Source organism: Desulfosarcina cetonica JCM 12296, assembly GCF_001311845.1.
GTDB classification, from domain to species: domain Bacteria; phylum Desulfobacterota; class Desulfobacteria; order Desulfobacterales; family Desulfosarcinaceae; genus Desulfosarcina; species Desulfosarcina cetonica.
On record NZ_BBCC01000058.1, the window covers coordinates 17,265 to 32,351 of the forward strand.

Consider the following 15,087-nt stretch of genomic DNA (forward strand, 5'->3'; position numbering starts at 1 on the left):
ATGTCGATCAGCGTGGAAACAGATATTCAAATCGTCGTGTCGAGGATGGTTGGCGTGAATGTCGATGCCGGGCATCGAATCGTTCGCGCGGTAGAAAACCATGCGGATTCGACCCTCGTGGTTCAACAGCCGTTGGCTTTCAGCGCTGACATCGCTGTTCTGGTTCAACATTGGCTCGACGCCAAGAAAGACGCCCGGCAGATGGTTTTCGGTTCACTCGACCGGACCGTGACCACAAAGCAGCGCGTGGTTCACTCACTGACGCTTGGGCCGGATGTCCGCCAGATCGTTTTCGCCGTGCTCATCAACGAGAGCCACGAGGTACAAACCTAAAGGAGGAAATCACATGTCATTGGGACTCATTGTCAAAACCGGCCGCATCCTCACCGCGAGGCTGCTCATGGGCGATCCCATCGAGGGCATCACCCATTGCGCCATCGGTGAAGGCGACGCCACGTTCACCGACCCTTGAACCCGCCCGCACCGGAGATCGACCAGACCGCGCTGAAGAATGAAAGGGCCAGAAAGAAGCAGTACAAGCGCACCTTTCTCAAGGAAGACCCGGAAGGGACGCTCATCGTCAACGGCATTCACTACATCGAGACCGCCGAGGAAACCCAGACCATCGGCGTTTTCTTCCGTTTCGAGGAAAGCGAGGCCAACGGCATCACCATCCGGGAATACGGGTTCTTCGGCGGGGATGTGGCGTACATCGACGGTCTCCAGTCCGATTATGCGGCCAACGGCGTCTACCACCCGGACACCAACCCGACCGGCGAGGTGCTGACGCCCGGATACCTGTACGAAGTGAAAAACATCCCCGACTTCAACAAGACCTCTGATACGCGGGTGGAGCTCGTCGGGGTCATCAAGATATAGGAGGAGCGACCATGTCCATCTCGCGCGAAACATTCGATCCGGCAAAAAACTACAAGCGTGTCCGCTACCATCAGGACCGCGACCTGCTCGACTCGGAGTTGAACGAGCAGCAGGACATCATCAACCACGAGCGGAAGAAGATCGCCGACATGCTCTTCAAGGAGGGCGCGGTGATCAGCGGGCTCGGAGTCACGGTCACCGACAATGTGCTTACCGTGGCCGAGGGTTTCGTCTACGTCGAAGGATACATCGAAAAGGTCCCCGGCGCGGTGTTGACTTACGATCCCGCCAAGACCTCGGGTGCGGACTACGTTTACGTCGAGCTGCTCAAATACAACTACGGCTACAACCAGGACGCCGCGCTCATCAACCCGGCCACGGGCGAGCCCACCGCCGAACGTGAGAAGTGGGTCCTGACACTCAAGGACCACGACACCAGCGGCGAGACGCTGCCCAACAACGTGACCGAGCGGAAGGTCGTCCCGGTCTACAAGTTCGACCGCGAGACCGGCGATGTGACCGCCACGGTCCAGGAAAAATCCAACCTCTTTCTGCGTGACCTGCTGGGAACGCTGCCCGGCAGCCGCATCACGGTGTCCTCCATCACGGAGGACCAGCTCGCCTTCGCCGCGGCCGAGGGCTTGAACTCATTGCTTCAGAACCTGGCCGAGCGGACCTTCGACCAGGCCGGCAGCTACCTGGTTAAGGGACTCGACAGCTTCATCGGCGACAACGACGGGGACAACGTCGAGGTGATCACCAACGCCGGGCGCGCCTACATCCAGGCTTCCGCCTGCAGAAAGATCTGCCCACGACAACGATGGTTCCCAAGTCGGTCGCCACCAAATCGGTGCGCGGCGAGCAGAAGACCTACAACGTCGGCACCCGGCGCTATGCGCTCAACAGCACTCCCTTAAAGGAAACCACCCAGGTCGAGGCCATCGTCGAGATCGTTTCGAATATCACCCGCGGTTCGGTGGGGGGCGGCGAGGACCTGCTGACGCCCAATCCGGTCGTGGACATCCTCGAGGTGAGCCAGGGAGCGACCGTTTTCCAGGAGGGTGTGGACTGGCAGCAGTCCGGAAACTACGTGGACTGGCTCGGGTCGGGCAACGAGCCGGCCATCGGCACCACCTACACCGTCCGCTGGACCTACACCAAGCAGATGATCAAGGGGACGGACTATGTGGACGGGGGCTGGTTCGGCGAGTCCGGTCATCCGGCGGCCGGGGAATATTTCTACCTGGTCACGGCGCTGAGCGCCTCCGGGGAGACCGAATACGACTCTGCGGAGGTGATCTCCAGAGACACCTTGGCGAGAGAGATCAACAAGATCACATGGCTCCCCGTGAACGGAGCTACGGGATACCGCATCTACCGCGGCACGCAGAACACCGGTCGCGCTGATTTTCAACGGCTCAAGGAGGTCGCGGCGGGCGTCACCACCTATATGGATGACGCCGTGGACGAGATCGCAGGCGGCAATCCACCCGCGTCCAACACCAGCGGACTGACCATGTCGGCGGCCCAAATCCTGCCCGCGGGTCTGAGCCTCATCAATTTCGGCCGGACCGGGCTGGGCGACGACCCGGTGGACGGCTCGAACTGCAGCGTCGATTACGACTATTTCCTGGGTCGCAAGGACATCATCTATGCCACCACCGGCGAAATCAAACGGTTGGAAGGCGCGCCCGCCGACTTTCCCAAGCTGCCGGTCGTGCCCGAGGGAACGCTGGGACTTTGCAGCGTTGACTGCCCGCCCGACTCGGTGGCGATGACGGTGCTCAACTTCGGGTTGACCCGCATCACCATGGATCAGATCCACGAGATCATCAAAGATGTGGAGGACCTCAAATACAACGACGCCCAGTTCCAGATGAACAACGAACTTCAGAACCGGGACGCACAAACCAAGAAAGGCATCTACTCCGACGATTTTTCCAATGACGCCCAATCGGACATTTACCATAGCGAATGGAGCGCCCGCATCGACGGCGTTCAACAGTTCGTGGCACCGGACCGGACCGCTTCACCCCAGGTGCTCGAGGTGGACCAGGCCGCAAGCGACGCGCTGTTCAAGGGGAGCCTCGTGCTGCTTCCCGGAACGGAACAGGTCCTGGTCGAACAGGCCGACTGGTCCGAAGACAAGAACATCAATCCGTACGCGGTGTTCGAAAAGCCGGAGGCGGCGGTTGAGATCACACCGAACATCGGCCGGCGGGGACAGACCGGCATCGCGGTGGTGGGCTCCAATTTCACGCCCGGCGCGACCGGAGTCACCCTGCGTTGCGACGGACAGGTGGTCGCCTCCAACATCAATGCCGATGCAGCCGGACGGGTGATCGCCTCCTTCACCATTCCCTCGAATGTCCGTAACGGGAACCGCATCGTCGAAGTCAACGACGGCACTTATTCGGCGCAGACCAATCTGCAGGTCAACGATCCGCTGGTGATCACCCGCATCCAGCGCATCGTGGTGAACCGCACCATCGTCCAACGGCAGACCATCGTCCAGCAGGTGCCGCCGCGCATCATCCGTGTGCCGGTGGTCCGCACCGTCTGGCGCTGGCGCTGGCGAACCCGACGGCGCGATCCCCTGGCGCAGACCTTCAGTTTCACTCAGAACCGCGTCATCTCCGCGGTGGGTGTGCAGTTCACCCAAAAGGACGCGTCCATTCCGGTCACCGTCCAGATCCGCGGCGTGACCACCGGTCTGCCCAACGAGGTCGTGTTGGCCGAAAAGGTCATCTCCCCGGCCGAGATCAACCTGGGCACGGAAACCAAGATCACCTTCGACGATCCCTTCTACGCGGAGGCGAACACCAGCTACGCGGTGGTGCTGCTCACCAACAGCACCAATTACCGGGTTCGCATCGCCACCTTGGGCCAGATGGGGCAGAACGGTGTCATCACCCGCCAGAGCTATGCCGAGGGCGTCTTGCTGGAAAGCTCCAACGCCGAGACCTGGACGCCGCTCAACGGTTCCGATCTTACGGTCAAGATTTACGGCTACGAGTTCCAGCCGAGCGGTGAAGTGCGTTTCCTGCCCATCAGCGGCGCGCAGTTCAGCGAGTTGAACCTCGACGAGTATTCCTCCATCCCGGAGGGGGCCGGCATCGTCTGGGAGTATTCCACCGACTTTGGTGCCACCTGGGACGCATCGTGCCGGCCGAGGAGGAGAACCTGCCGAATATCGCCTCTGATGTTCTGGTGCGGGCCGTGTTCAGCGGCACCGAGGCCAACGACTCCCCAGCGCTCAACTTCAAGGACGTCAACCTGATCGGATATCTGAACAACACCACCGGCGCTTACATCACCCGCGAAAACGAACTGACCCAGGGCGTGGAGTCCACAAAGGTCTATTCGCAGATGAATATCCCCAGCGGCACTTCCCTGAACTGGTTCGCCTCCAACGACGGCGGCGCGACCTGGGAGCCCATGTCCATCGCAACGACGCGCGAGATCGATCAGGAATGGACCGAGTACACCCTCACCCGGACCTTCGCCGATCCAAGCGGCACCAAGGTTCGCTACAAGGCGGAGATGACCGGCAACAACCTGGTCTACCCGCGTATTCACACCCTCGGCGCGACGCTGAGTTGATGGAGGTATGCCGATGATCGTTCGACAGCAAGGCGGATTGACCGAGTTCATTCCCTCCCCGCAGGAAAAACGCGAGGGCGTGCTGCGGGATCACACCCTGCGCATGCTCGAAAATCTGGACGCCAGGCTGAAACGGATCGAGGAGGAACTCGGGTTGCCGCTGAAGGAGGCGGATGCCTTCTCGAAGGTCATGGCGCGCATACACAGAGAAGAAGCCGAAGCCCGGCGCATCAACGAGAAGATGATCGCCGCCGGGGTGAATCACGAAGAGAGGACTGAATCATGAATATCACCATTCAAAGCAATACAGACACCATTCTGGAACTCCCAGGCTTGCCCGGCACGCTCGAACCGGGAAAAACGACCACACTGCCCGCGATGACCGAGGACCTGGTCCGGGCCGTCGACCTCGGGCTTTTGCTCGTGCCATCCGGCGCAGAAGCGCCCGAGGGTCTGCCCCCGGTCATCTTCGAGCATCACTATCCCAGGTGCTGCCCCTTGCGGTGGACAGAGCCTATTACGGCCGCGTCCTTCGCGCTCCCGGCGGTTTTCACGACGGGACCGCCCTCCGGGATTTCATCGCCTACTATGGAGACGGCGACGGCTTGAGCTGCGCGTTCTCCGATGACGGCATCAACTGGGACAACGAAAAAGAGGTCACGGGCATCGCGGCGGGCGGCTACCATGTCGTCTGCGCTCTGGAAACTTCGGATCGTCTACGGATTCTCTACTGGGACCCGAACGTTCCAAACCAGCCCTATGCCATGGCCGGTCTGCGCTCCGCGATCTGCAATCCTCAAGTCGATGCCTCGGCGTTCACCGAAGACACCGCCTGCACGGGAGACCTTGTCACCGAGGGAGGCGAACCGGTCTGGAACCGAGGCCACTACGGGCCCTCGTTCCTCTGGTACAACCCGGAGCCGTCCTCCGCTCCCGGCAAGCCTTTCACCTGGCGCTACGCCATGCTCTTCATCGCCTCGACCGGCGGCAACGACGGTCTCGGTCTGGGTTACTCGGACGACGGGTTGGACTGGCGACTGTATGGAAACGCGCCGATCCTCTCCGGCCTGATCGATGCTCAGGATTGGGAGGGAGCGAACGGCTATGTTTCCTCCTGCCACGTGGAGCGTCTGGCCGACGGCCGCTGGTGGATGCTCTATTCCGGCGGGGAGGCCGGAAACGCGGGGATCGGGTACGCCTGGTCCTGGGACCGCATCCATTGGACCAAGGCCGCCTTCAATCCCGTGTTCCAGGCCGGCCAGGGGCCCTTCCTCGAGCGCTGTTACACGCCCTGCCTTGTCACCGACGCGACGGCTCCTTCCTTCTTTACCGGGCCGCCAAGGACGCGGATTCCTACAGGACTTTCGTATCCCGACTCCGCGCGCCGATTCTCGGTTGGCGGGACATTATAGGATCGGACCGGCTCGGACAGGGACTCACCGCGCGGGAAGCCATCCATCGAGGGGTCGGCACCGAGGCCGAACGCGACGCGACCATCCCAATCCCATCCGTGGGCGACGAATGGTTCAACACCGATCTCTCCGGCGGCGGAAAATGGGAGAAACACACCGGAACCGAGTGGAAGCGGAGCTGATCGGTGTTCTTTTTTTCGAAGTGATCCCAGCCACCCCGTTTTGCAGGGAAGCTCATAAATCCCGACGTTTCCGCCGGTTACGGCTCCATGTACATAAGTCATTGAATATCAATGGTTTATCTTCGGTATGTCCATCGAATTCGCCTTGCTTTCTGTTCGGAAAGAAGCCTGTATGTGTGTGAACACAACGCAGAAACCCTTGCGATACAAGGGCTTACGAACAGCAAGGAGAAACCATGGACTTACGCCAAATCAACTTCGGAATCGAGATCGAGACGGTCAAACGGACACGCGAGCGTGTGGCCCGCGCCGTCCAGTCGGTGGTGGGCGGCGAGGTCCGCCATGTCGGGAGCCCGGCCAGTTTCGACCCCTGGGAGATCACCGATGAACAGGGCCGGACCTGGAAGGTCGTCGCCGACGGATCGCTCATCAATGTTCCCGGCCACCTGCGGGCCGAGGTGGTGAGCCCGGTACTCGCCTACACCGACATCCCGACCCTTCAGGAAGTGATCCGGGCGGTGCGCCGCTGCGGGGCCAAAATAGACCAGCGATGCGGCATCCATATTCATGTGGACGCCACCGCATTCGACGGCCGCACCCTGGGCAACCTGGCCAAGATCATCTACAAGCAGGAACCGCTCATCCTCAACGCCCTGGGCGTCAACGAGACCCGGCAGCGGAACTACAGCAAGCCGGTGAGTGATGATCTGATCAGAAAGATCGAGCGCCGACGGCCCAAGACCAAGGACCAACTCAACCGCATCTGGTACGGCTATCACAACAGCCGGCCCCAGCATTTCGACTCATCCCGCTACCACGGGGTGAACCTGCACAACGTCTGGTACCGGGGAACCGTCGAGTTCCGCTGGTTCGAGGGAACGCTTCACGCCGGTAAGGTGCGGGCCTATATTCAGCTGGTCCTGGCCGTGGCCGCCAAAGCCCTGAACGGGCGGGCCGCTTCCAGCCGCAAGCGCAAATTCAATCCTCAGAGCGCGCGCTACGACTTCCGGGTCTTTCTGCTCCACCTGGGACTCATCGGCGATGAGTTCAAAACCGCGCGCAAACACCTGCTCGCGGCGCTTCCGGGGGACTCAGCGTTTAAACGAGGCAGACCGAAACCAAAGACACAAACCGCCGTAGAGGCGGATGTCCCCACGGAGGCCGGGCCGCAAACCCGGCCTCCGGCGTTTCAGGGAACGGCACCGCGGATACGGATGAAGGAGGTGCACCGTGAGAGTGCTGATCAAGAACACCGACCTCGCCGGAAAACCCCTTGAGGACGAAGGCGAGGTGTTTACCGGGAAGACCTCCCTTGAAATCGTCCGGGCCATGAAGGGGGCGGCCCTGTTTTCCGACCAGGGCAGTTTCGAGGACTACATCGACATGCTCCTGCGCAATGCCAAGATGCTCGCGGGCATCGACTTGACGGTCAAAGGCAACAACCCCGAGGAGAAGGCCGACTCCCTTCTCGCCGCCTTGATCGAACACAGCTTGGCTGAAGTCCTCGAAGATGACGCGCCCGTGCGGATACCCGTCCCCGCCCTCGTCTGGCAGGGCATCGACGCGGTGCGGCTTTCGGGACTCACCAACATGCTCGACCGGCCCGAGGTCGTCCGGATCGCCCGGGAACTCGACTTCACCGAAGCCGCGGGATGGATCGAATCCCACCCCAAGGAATACGCCGAGGGTGTCTTCCGGGGCTTCGTGGTGGAACCGGACGGAGGGAAGTCCTGATGTGCGGGCTGGCGGGCGTCATATTGGGCAAGAAACGGCGACGGGCCGAGGAACGGGAGCATCTTGCCTGGCTGTTCACCCGGCTGCTGGTCTTGAGCGAAAGCCGGGGCCCCCACGCAACCGGGGTGGCCTGGCTCAATCGTGACGGCGAGCATCGCCTCTTCAAAAGACCGGTTTCTGCCGGACAGTTCGTCATCGACAAGGCATTCCACGAGGTCGTGGCCGGCATCGATAACCGTACAACGGTTCTGCTCGGGCACACGCGTTGGCGGACCCGCGGGGATGAACGGGTCAATCGCAACAACCACCCGATCCGGGCCGGGGACGTCATCGGCACCCACAACGGCACCATCTACAACGCCGACTATCTGTTCCGCCGTTTCAAACTGCGGCGCTTCGCCGAGGTGGACAGCGAGCTGCTCTTCCGCCTGGCGGCCAGGGCCGCACGGAGCGGCCGGATGGATGTCGAGTGGTTCAAAGAAAGACTCCGGCGCTGCCGGGGCCAGATGACAGCGGTGCTCGTATCCCGGCTCGATCCTGAAACCATCCTCGTGCTCAAGGGGAACAAACCGCTCGAGCTCCGGACCCACCGAAAGCATCGGGCGGTGCTCTACGCCTCCGATCCGGCCTTTCTGGATGCGGTCCTGGCCGAAGAGCGGGGCTGGCGGGAGCTGTCTGTTCCCTCCATGAGCATGATTGTGTTCAGGCACGAGGTTCTCACGGAGTTCTCGAGGGAGTCTCTCGAGTTCATCGTCCAGGAAAAGAGGGGGAAGGCACCATGACAGAGCATGCAATGAACCCCGAAGAACCCCTGAAGGAGAACACTCAGGGAATGCTGAGAATTTTCGTCTACGGAACCCTGAAGCGCGGTTTTTGGAATCATGACCGTTTCTGCCGGGGCGTTCTGGATGTCCGGGAAGCCGAGGTCCGCGGCCGCCTTTATGAAATGCACTCGGCTATCCCCGTCCTGCAGGTTCCGGACTGGGATGTCCTCGCCCACGGCACTTCGGACGTTTGGACCGACGTGGCCACACAGGCGCGCCTTTCCGAACAGTTGGCCTCATACCCCGAACCGGCCCTGCAAAGCGCCACAGCGGGCGACTGGGGCCGCGTGTACGGGGAGCTTCTCACCTTTGACGATCCCGAGACGCGCCTGCCCGCCATCGACCGCCTGGAAGGTTTCCATCCGGGCGGCCCCAGCCTCTACAGACGGGTCCTCGTACCGGTATGTATTACCGGAATGGCCCAGCCCGCATGGCTTTACACCGGGGATTCCTGTCTCCAACCCGACTTGCGTTTGATCCCTTCCGGCACCTGGGGACGGGCAACCCCCTGACTTCTTGATGTTTTTACAGAATTAACGATTGACATTAACTGTCACTAACGATAACCTATCCGGCAATTATTAGGAGGGGCGGCAAAATGCATTCGCGGCCATGGGAAGGGGCCATGTCGATGGAAAAACCAAGAGATGTTCTCAACATAAACGAACTGGCCAGTTATTTGGACATTCCCAAATCGACAATTTACAAGCTGGTTCGGGAAGGCAAGATCCCGGCCCAGAAAGTGGGGCGTCACTGGCGGTTTCACAAGGAAACCATCGATGCCTGGCTCGGTAACCGAGATGAGGTGGCAAAATCATGAATATGAAGGTTCACAACGGCATTGCCAATTTCATCTGGAACATTGCCGATGATGTGTTGAGGGATGTCTATGTGCGCGGAAAATACCGGGACGTGATTCTGCCCATGACGGTGATCCGCCGGCTTGACTGCCTGCTGGAGCCGACCAAGGATGCCGTGCTGGCCATGAAGAAGCAGCTGGACAAGGCCGGCATCGCCAATCAGGAGGTCCCCCTTTCCAAATCCGCCGGGCAGGCGTTTTACAACACATCGGCGTTTACGCTGAAACGCCTGCTGGACAATCCGAAGCAGTTAAAGGCCAATTTCGAAGCCTATCTGGACGGCTTTTCCACCAACGTCCAGGAGATCATCGACAAGTTCGATTTCCGCAACCAGCTCAAGCGGCTGGACGAAGCCGACCGACTGGGCCATCTCATCGAAAAATTCGTCGATCCTCAGATCAACCTGGGCCCGGAGCCGGTTCTCGACGGACAAGGAGAAATCAAACTACCGGGTTTGGACAACCATGCCATGGGCTCGCTGTTCGAGGAACTGATTCGGCGCTTTAACGAGGAAAACAACGAGGAGGCCGGCGAACATTTCACCCCGCGTGACGCGGTGCGGCTGATGGCCAACCTCATCTTTTTGCCCGTGGCCGATCGGATCGAGTCGGGCACCTACCTGGTGTACGATTGCGCCTGCGGAACCGGCGGCATGTTGACCATCGCGGAAGAGACCCTCATGGAAACGGCGCAACGGCATGGCAAGGATGTGGGAATCCACCTGTACGGCCAGGAATCCCAGCCGGAAACCTACGCCATCTGCAAGGCCGACCTGCTCTTGAAGGGCGAGGGAGACGAAGCGGAGAATATTCGTTACGGCTCCACCTTGTCTTCAGACGCGTTTCCGAGCCTCGAGTTCGACTTCATGCTGGCCAATCCACCGTACGGCAAAAGCTGGAAGACCGATCTCGACCGGCTTTGCGGCGGCGATAAAAAGGAAATGCAGGACCCGCGCTTTGTGGTTTCCCATGGGGGAGATCCCGAGTTCAGCTTGGTCACCCGCTCCAATGACGGACAGATGATGTTTCTGGTCAACATGCTCAGCAAGATGAAACAGGAAACCGCGCTGGGCAGCCGCATCGCCGAGGTGCACAACGGGTCGTCTCTTTTCACCGGCGACGCCGGCCAGGGGGAATCAAACATCCGCCGGTGGATCATTGAAAACGACTGGCTGGAGGCGATTGTGGCCCTGCCGATGAACATGTTTTACAACACCGGCATCGCCACCTACATCTGGATGCTCTCCAACCGCAAGTCCGAACAGCGCAAGGGCAAGGTGCAGCTCATCGACGCCACCGAGTGGTGCAGTCCCTTGCCAAGGAACCTCGGCAAGAAGAATTGCGAGTTGACCGCCGAGCATATCCGGACGATCTGCGATACGTTCCTGGCATTCAAGGAAACCGATCACGCCAAGATCTTTCCCAACGAAGCCTTCGGGTACTGGAAGATCATCGTCGAACGGCCGTTGCGCCTCAAGGTGGACTTGTCCGAGCTCGCCCTGCGCCGATTCCGGAAAACCTGCTATACGGAAAAGCAAGTGCCTCTGGCCAACCTGGCCGAACGCGTGGCCAAGGTTATGGGGCCGGGTCCCCATATGGATTTCAATGCGTTCATGGCGGCCGTCTCATCGGATGCGGACACCCACAATGTAAAACTTACCGCCAAGCGCAAGAAGTTGCTCCAAACCGGTCTGGCCGAAACAGACGCGGACGCGCAACCGGTCATCCGCAAGGTTCACAAATCCGGCAAGACCCAGCCCGATCCCCTTTGCGGCCGTTATGCCGGCGAGCTGGACGGCAAGTTTCGCGTGGTGGAATACGAGCCCGATACGGCCCTGCGGGACACCGAACAGGTGCCGCTGCTCGAAGAGGGCGGGGTCGAAGCCTTTTTCCGGCGCGAAGTGCTGCCCCACGCAGTAGACGCCTGGATCGACGACGGCAAGACCCAGATCGGCTACGAGATCTCTTTCGCGCGTCATTTTTACAAGCCGCAGAATCTGCGCAGCCTAGCTGAAATCGAGGCCGATATCCGCGCCCTGGAGTGCGAGAGCGAAGGGTTGCTGGAAAACATCCTGGAAAAAGTGGAGGGTGCGGCATCATGACGACCAAGTTGAACGGAGAGCCGACATGATGAGCACGGTGCTGAAGCCCTATCCCGAATACCGGCCGTCCGGTTTGCCATGGTTGGGAACCATCCCCTCCCATTGGGAGGTACGGCGCAACGGGCGGCTCTTTGCCCAGCGCAACCAAACCGGCTATCCCGACCTGCCCATTCTGGAGGTGTCGCTGAAAACCGGCGTGCGCATCCGGGATCTGGAAAACGCCAAGCGCAAGCAGGTCATGTCCGAGCGCGAAAAATACAAGCGGGCGGTCAAGGGCGAAATTGCCTATAACATGATGCGCATGTGGCAGGGCGCGGTCGGGGTCGCCCCGGCAGACGGGTTGATCAGCCCGGCCTACGTGGTGGCCCGGCCCCTTGAAGGCACCGACAGCCGTTATTTCGCCTATCTCTTCCGCACCGGGGCCTACATGAGCGAGGTGAACAAGTATTCCCACGGCATCGTGACCGACCGCAACCGGCTTTACTGGGACGAGTTCAAGCAGATGCCTTCGCCTTTTCCGCCGCCGGAAGAGCAAAAAGCCATCGCCGAGTACCTCGACCGCAAGGACATGGAAATCCGCGAGTTCATCCGCAACAAACGCAGGCTCGTGGCTTTGTTGAATGAGCGCAAACTGGCCTTGGTCAACGAAGCGGTCACGCGGGGGATCGATCCGCATGTGAGGTTTAAACCGTCCGGGATTGACTGGATTGGGGAAATACCGGCGCATTGGGAGATAAGGCCTTTAAAACACTGGGTTCGAATCAATGAAAAAACATTACCAGAAACGACAGATCCTGAATTCCAATTCAACTATATTGACATTGGGTCGGTAGGCACGGGGTTCTTGATTGATCCGCCTGAAAAAATGCGATTTGGCAGCTCACCCTCAAGGGCTCGGCGTATTTTGAGTAAAAACGATATAATCCTTTCAACTGTCAGGACTTACTTAAAAGCCGTTTATTTCATTGATAATGAAACCGATAGCCTTATCGCATCAACAGGTTTTGCGGTATTGACACCACCGGAAACAATGGTACCTAAATTCTTGAGTTTTGTTATTCAAAATAACCGTTTTATAGAAAGGGTTACTGCTTACTCAACCGGCGTCAATTACCCAGCCATTACAGCATCGTGCCTTGGGTCGCTTCACGTTGCGATACCAATTTCAAAAGAAGAACAACGAATCATTGCCAATCATATCGAAGAAAAAATCGCGTCCATCAACACCGCCATACAACGCGCCGAGCGCGAGATTGAGTTGATCGAAGAATATCACACCACCATGATTTGCGATGCGGTGTTTGGCCGGCTGGACGTTCGGCATCTCGCCAAGCCGGAGAAGAGGCGCAAGCCCAATGTTCATTTCTGCCGTTCGGTGTTGGCCGCTGAAATCGTGGATCGGCACAGGGATACGCCGCGATTCGGCTGGATCAAGCTGCAAAAGGCGATCCTGCTTGCCGAACGACATCTGGAACTGGAAGAGATCCAGAGTCGGCCGGTGCGGGCGGCGGCCGGACCGTTCGACAACGCCATGATGCGTTCGGTGCACGCCCAGATGAAACACTCGAAATGGTTCGAGCCCCAGCGCCAGGAGGGCGGCGGCATTGCGTACCTGCCCATGGAGAAGTGCGGGGCGCATCGCGACTATTTTGACCGGTATTGGGGGGACCGGAAAACGTCCTTCGACCGTCTCATGGAACTGATTCATCCGATGAAAACCGAGCAGATCGAAATCGTGGCCACGCTCTATGCGGCCTGGAACGATTTCCTGATCCAGGGTGAAACGATGGATGACGACCGTCTGGTGGACGAAGTGCTGAACCGCTGGGACGCCTCTAAAAAGCGCATTTCAGAGGACCGCTGGCGCACGGCCATCGATTGGATGCGGGAAAAGAATCTGGTGCCCAAGGGGTACGGCCGCGCCACTGAAAGGTCCCAGGACGGGGATTGCTGATGCCGACGACCGACACAAGCGAAAAAGGGCTGGAAACCCTGATCATCGAATCGCTTACCGGAAAAAGCCATCCGGAGGAAAGCGAACCCAACCAGGTGCGGGACCCTCAGGCCGGATACGGCGGAGCCGGTTATGTGGAAGGGGCTGCGGCGGATTATGATTCCGAACATGCCGTGGACCCGGTTAAGCTGATGGCCTTTTTGGAAAAGACACAGCCCAAGGTCGTCGAGACGCTTCAAATTGGTCAGGAGGGCGTCAAGCGCCAGCAATTTCTTCACCGGCTTCAAGGGGAAGTGGCCAAACGGGGGATCATCGATGTCCTGCGCAAGGGTGTTCGCCACGGTCCGGCGTCCGTGGATCTGTTTTACGGCACCCCTACCCCCGGTAACCGGAAAGCTGCCGAACGATTCGCCGCCAACATTTTCAGCGTCACCCGCCAGTTGCACTACAGCAAGGACACTACCCAGCTGGCCCTTGACCTGGCGGTGTTCATCAACGGATTGCCGCTGGCCACCTTTGAACTCAAGAACCGGCTGACCAAGCAGACGGTTGAAGACGCCGTCAACCAGTACAAACACGACCGGGACCCCAAGGAGCTGCTGTTTCAATTCGGCCGCTGCGTCGTCCATTTTGCAGTGGATGATCACGAGGTGCGCATGTGCACCCATCTCAAGGGCAAGGGCAGCTGGTTCCTGCCATTCAACAAGGGGTTTAACGATGGGGCCGGCAATCCGCCCAACCCGGACGGCCTGGAGACCGAGTATCTCTGGAAAGAGGTTCTGAGCAAAACTGTTCTGACGGATATTATCGAAAACTATGCGGGCATCGTGGAAGAGACCGACGAGCGGGGTCGCAAGCGCCGAAAACAGATCTTTCCCCGGTTCCACCAGCTTGATGTGGTCCGCCGTCTGTTGGCCGATGCTGCATCCAACGGTGCTGGCAAGCGTTATCTCATCCAACATTCGGCCGGCTCGGGCAAGAGCAATTCCATTACCTGGCTGGCCCATCAGCTGGTGGAATTGAAGCGGGACGGCCGCCCGGTATTCAATTCCACTGTGGTGGTGACCGACCGGCGGGTCCTGGACAAACAGATCCGGGACAACATCAAACGCTTTGCCCAGGTGTCGGCGGTGATCGGCGCGGCCCAGCGAGCCGGGGATCTCCGGAAGTTCCTGCAGTCTGGCAAGAAAATCATCATCTCCACGGTTCAAAAGTTCCCATTCATTTTGGATGAGATCGGGGACGAGCACCGGGGCCGCAAATTCGCCATCATCATCGATGAAGCCCATTCCAGCCAGGGAGGACGGACCGCCGCCCAGATGAACGTGGCTTTGGCCGAACAGGGCGGTCCCGATGAAGAGGACACCACCGAAGACAAAATCAACCGGCTGATGGAATCACGCAAGATGCTGGCAAACGCCAGTTATTTTGCGTTTACCGCCACGCCCAAAAACAAGACCCTTGAGTTGTTCGGAGATCCCTGGCCCGAAGGGGACAAGGTGAAGCACCGACCTTTTCACAGCTACACCATGAAACGG

The 15,087-nt window shown here is 59.5% G+C and carries 17 protein-coding genes; all 17 read left to right on the top strand.

What is annotated here, in order from left to right:
* Positions 1-333: a hypothetical protein gene (locus JCM12296_RS14555; RefSeq protein WP_054694380.1), complete on the top strand. Its 333-nt coding sequence runs from the start codon at positions 1-3 to the stop codon at positions 331-333.
* A 13-nt stretch (positions 334-346) separates the two neighbouring features.
* Positions 347-472 carry a hypothetical protein gene (locus tag JCM12296_RS47535; RefSeq protein ID WP_281492019.1) on the top strand — a complete coding sequence of 42 codons (126 nt, stop codon included), beginning with the start codon at positions 347-349 and terminating at the stop codon, positions 470-472.
* A complete protein-coding gene (locus JCM12296_RS14560; protein ID WP_246804326.1) occupies positions 469-879 on the top strand; it encodes a hypothetical protein in 411 nt (136 codons plus the stop codon). The genes JCM12296_RS47535 and JCM12296_RS14560 overlap by 4 nt, the downstream gene beginning before the upstream one ends.
* Before the next feature lie 11 nt (positions 880-890).
* A complete protein-coding gene (locus JCM12296_RS41905) occupies positions 891-1,796 on the top strand; it encodes a DUF4815 domain-containing protein (RefSeq protein WP_218188098.1) in 906 nt (301 codons plus the stop codon).
* The gene (locus JCM12296_RS14565) at positions 1,700-4,159 is read left to right on the top strand and encodes a DUF4815 domain-containing protein (protein WP_218188099.1); all 2,460 of its coding nucleotides are present in this window, start codon (positions 1,700-1,702) and stop codon (positions 4,157-4,159) included. The genes JCM12296_RS41905 and JCM12296_RS14565 overlap by 97 nt, the downstream gene beginning before the upstream one ends.
* Positions 4,099-4,482 carry a hypothetical protein gene (locus JCM12296_RS41910; protein ID WP_218188100.1) on the top strand — a complete coding sequence of 128 codons (384 nt, stop codon included), beginning with the start codon at positions 4,099-4,101 and terminating at the stop codon, positions 4,480-4,482. Before JCM12296_RS14565 ends, JCM12296_RS41910 begins: the two co-directional genes overlap by 61 nt.
* A gap of 13 nt (positions 4,483-4,495) precedes the next feature.
* On the top strand, positions 4,496-4,768 hold the full coding sequence (locus JCM12296_RS14570; protein WP_054694383.1) for a hypothetical protein: 273 nt from the start codon (positions 4,496-4,498) through the stop codon (positions 4,766-4,768).
* Complete coding sequence (locus tag JCM12296_RS14575) at positions 4,765-5,091, top strand: hypothetical protein (protein WP_054694386.1); 327 nt, start codon at positions 4,765-4,767, stop codon at positions 5,089-5,091. Before JCM12296_RS14570 ends, JCM12296_RS14575 begins: the two co-directional genes overlap by 4 nt.
* Positions 5,088-5,894 carry a glycoside hydrolase family protein gene (locus tag JCM12296_RS14580; protein WP_054694389.1) on the top strand — a complete coding sequence of 269 codons (807 nt, stop codon included), beginning with the start codon at positions 5,088-5,090 and terminating at the stop codon, positions 5,892-5,894. Before JCM12296_RS14575 ends, JCM12296_RS14580 begins: the two co-directional genes overlap by 4 nt.
* A gap of 418 nt (positions 5,895-6,312) precedes the next feature.
* Entirely contained in the window at positions 6,313-7,353 is a 1,041-nt protein-coding gene (locus JCM12296_RS14585; protein WP_083456156.1) for an amidoligase family protein, read from the top strand.
* The gene (locus JCM12296_RS38350; protein ID WP_213182525.1) at positions 7,307-7,810 is read left to right on the top strand and encodes a DUF5049 domain-containing protein; all 504 of its coding nucleotides are present in this window, start codon (positions 7,307-7,309) and stop codon (positions 7,808-7,810) included. Before JCM12296_RS14585 ends, JCM12296_RS38350 begins: the two co-directional genes overlap by 47 nt.
* Positions 7,810-8,592, top strand: a complete 783-nt coding sequence (locus JCM12296_RS14595) for a class II glutamine amidotransferase (RefSeq protein WP_054694394.1) — start codon at positions 7,810-7,812, stop codon at positions 8,590-8,592. The genes JCM12296_RS38350 and JCM12296_RS14595 overlap by 1 nt, the downstream gene beginning before the upstream one ends.
* A complete protein-coding gene (locus JCM12296_RS14600) occupies positions 8,589-9,146 on the top strand; it encodes a gamma-glutamylcyclotransferase family protein (protein ID WP_157067623.1) in 558 nt (185 codons plus the stop codon). The genes JCM12296_RS14595 and JCM12296_RS14600 overlap by 4 nt, the downstream gene beginning before the upstream one ends.
* Positions 9,147-9,265: 119 nt before the next feature.
* The gene (locus tag JCM12296_RS14605) at positions 9,266-9,454 is read left to right on the top strand and encodes a helix-turn-helix domain-containing protein (RefSeq protein WP_213182526.1); all 189 of its coding nucleotides are present in this window, start codon (positions 9,266-9,268) and stop codon (positions 9,452-9,454) included.
* On the top strand, positions 9,451-11,595 hold the full coding sequence (locus JCM12296_RS14610; RefSeq protein ID WP_054694399.1) for a type I restriction-modification system subunit M: 2,145 nt from the start codon (positions 9,451-9,453) through the stop codon (positions 11,593-11,595). The genes JCM12296_RS14605 and JCM12296_RS14610 overlap by 4 nt, the downstream gene beginning before the upstream one ends.
* 25 nt (positions 11,596-11,620) lie before the next feature.
* Positions 11,621-13,549, top strand: a complete 1,929-nt coding sequence (locus tag JCM12296_RS14615; protein ID WP_054694403.1) for a restriction endonuclease subunit S — start codon at positions 11,621-11,623, stop codon at positions 13,547-13,549.
* Positions 13,549-15,087 (top strand): type I restriction endonuclease (locus tag JCM12296_RS14620; protein ID WP_157067624.1); only part of this gene is annotated, 1,539 nt, incomplete at its 3' end. The genes JCM12296_RS14615 and JCM12296_RS14620, both read left to right, overlap by 1 nt.

Excerpts from the sequence above, each read along its gene's own strand:
- JCM12296_RS14555 (WP_054694380.1), top strand. The coding sequence starts at position 1 with ATGTCGATCAGCGTGGAAACAGATATTCAAATCGTCGTGTCGAGGATG.
- JCM12296_RS47535 (WP_281492019.1), top strand. The coding sequence starts at position 347 with ATGTCATTGGGACTCATTGTCAAAACCGGCCGCATCCTCACCGCGAGG.
- JCM12296_RS41905 (WP_218188098.1), top strand. The coding sequence starts at position 891 with ATGTCCATCTCGCGCGAAACATTCGATCCGGCAAAAAACTACAAGCGT.
- JCM12296_RS14565 (WP_218188099.1), top strand. The coding sequence starts at position 1,700 with ATGGTTCCCAAGTCGGTCGCCACCAAATCGGTGCGCGGCGAGCAGAAG.
- JCM12296_RS14570 (WP_054694383.1), top strand. The coding sequence starts at position 4,496 with ATGATCGTTCGACAGCAAGGCGGATTGACCGAGTTCATTCCCTCCCCG.
- JCM12296_RS14575 (WP_054694386.1), top strand. The coding sequence starts at position 4,765 with ATGAATATCACCATTCAAAGCAATACAGACACCATTCTGGAACTCCCA.
- JCM12296_RS14585 (WP_083456156.1), top strand. The coding sequence starts at position 6,313 with ATGGACTTACGCCAAATCAACTTCGGAATCGAGATCGAGACGGTCAAA.
- JCM12296_RS14595 (WP_054694394.1), top strand. The coding sequence starts at position 7,810 with ATGTGCGGGCTGGCGGGCGTCATATTGGGCAAGAAACGGCGACGGGCC.
- JCM12296_RS14600 (WP_157067623.1), top strand. The coding sequence starts at position 8,589 with ATGACAGAGCATGCAATGAACCCCGAAGAACCCCTGAAGGAGAACACT.
- JCM12296_RS14605 (WP_213182526.1), top strand. The coding sequence starts at position 9,266 with ATGGAAAAACCAAGAGATGTTCTCAACATAAACGAACTGGCCAGTTAT.
- JCM12296_RS14610 (WP_054694399.1), top strand. The coding sequence starts at position 9,451 with ATGAATATGAAGGTTCACAACGGCATTGCCAATTTCATCTGGAACATT.
- JCM12296_RS14615 (WP_054694403.1), top strand. The coding sequence starts at position 11,621 with ATGATGAGCACGGTGCTGAAGCCCTATCCCGAATACCGGCCGTCCGGT.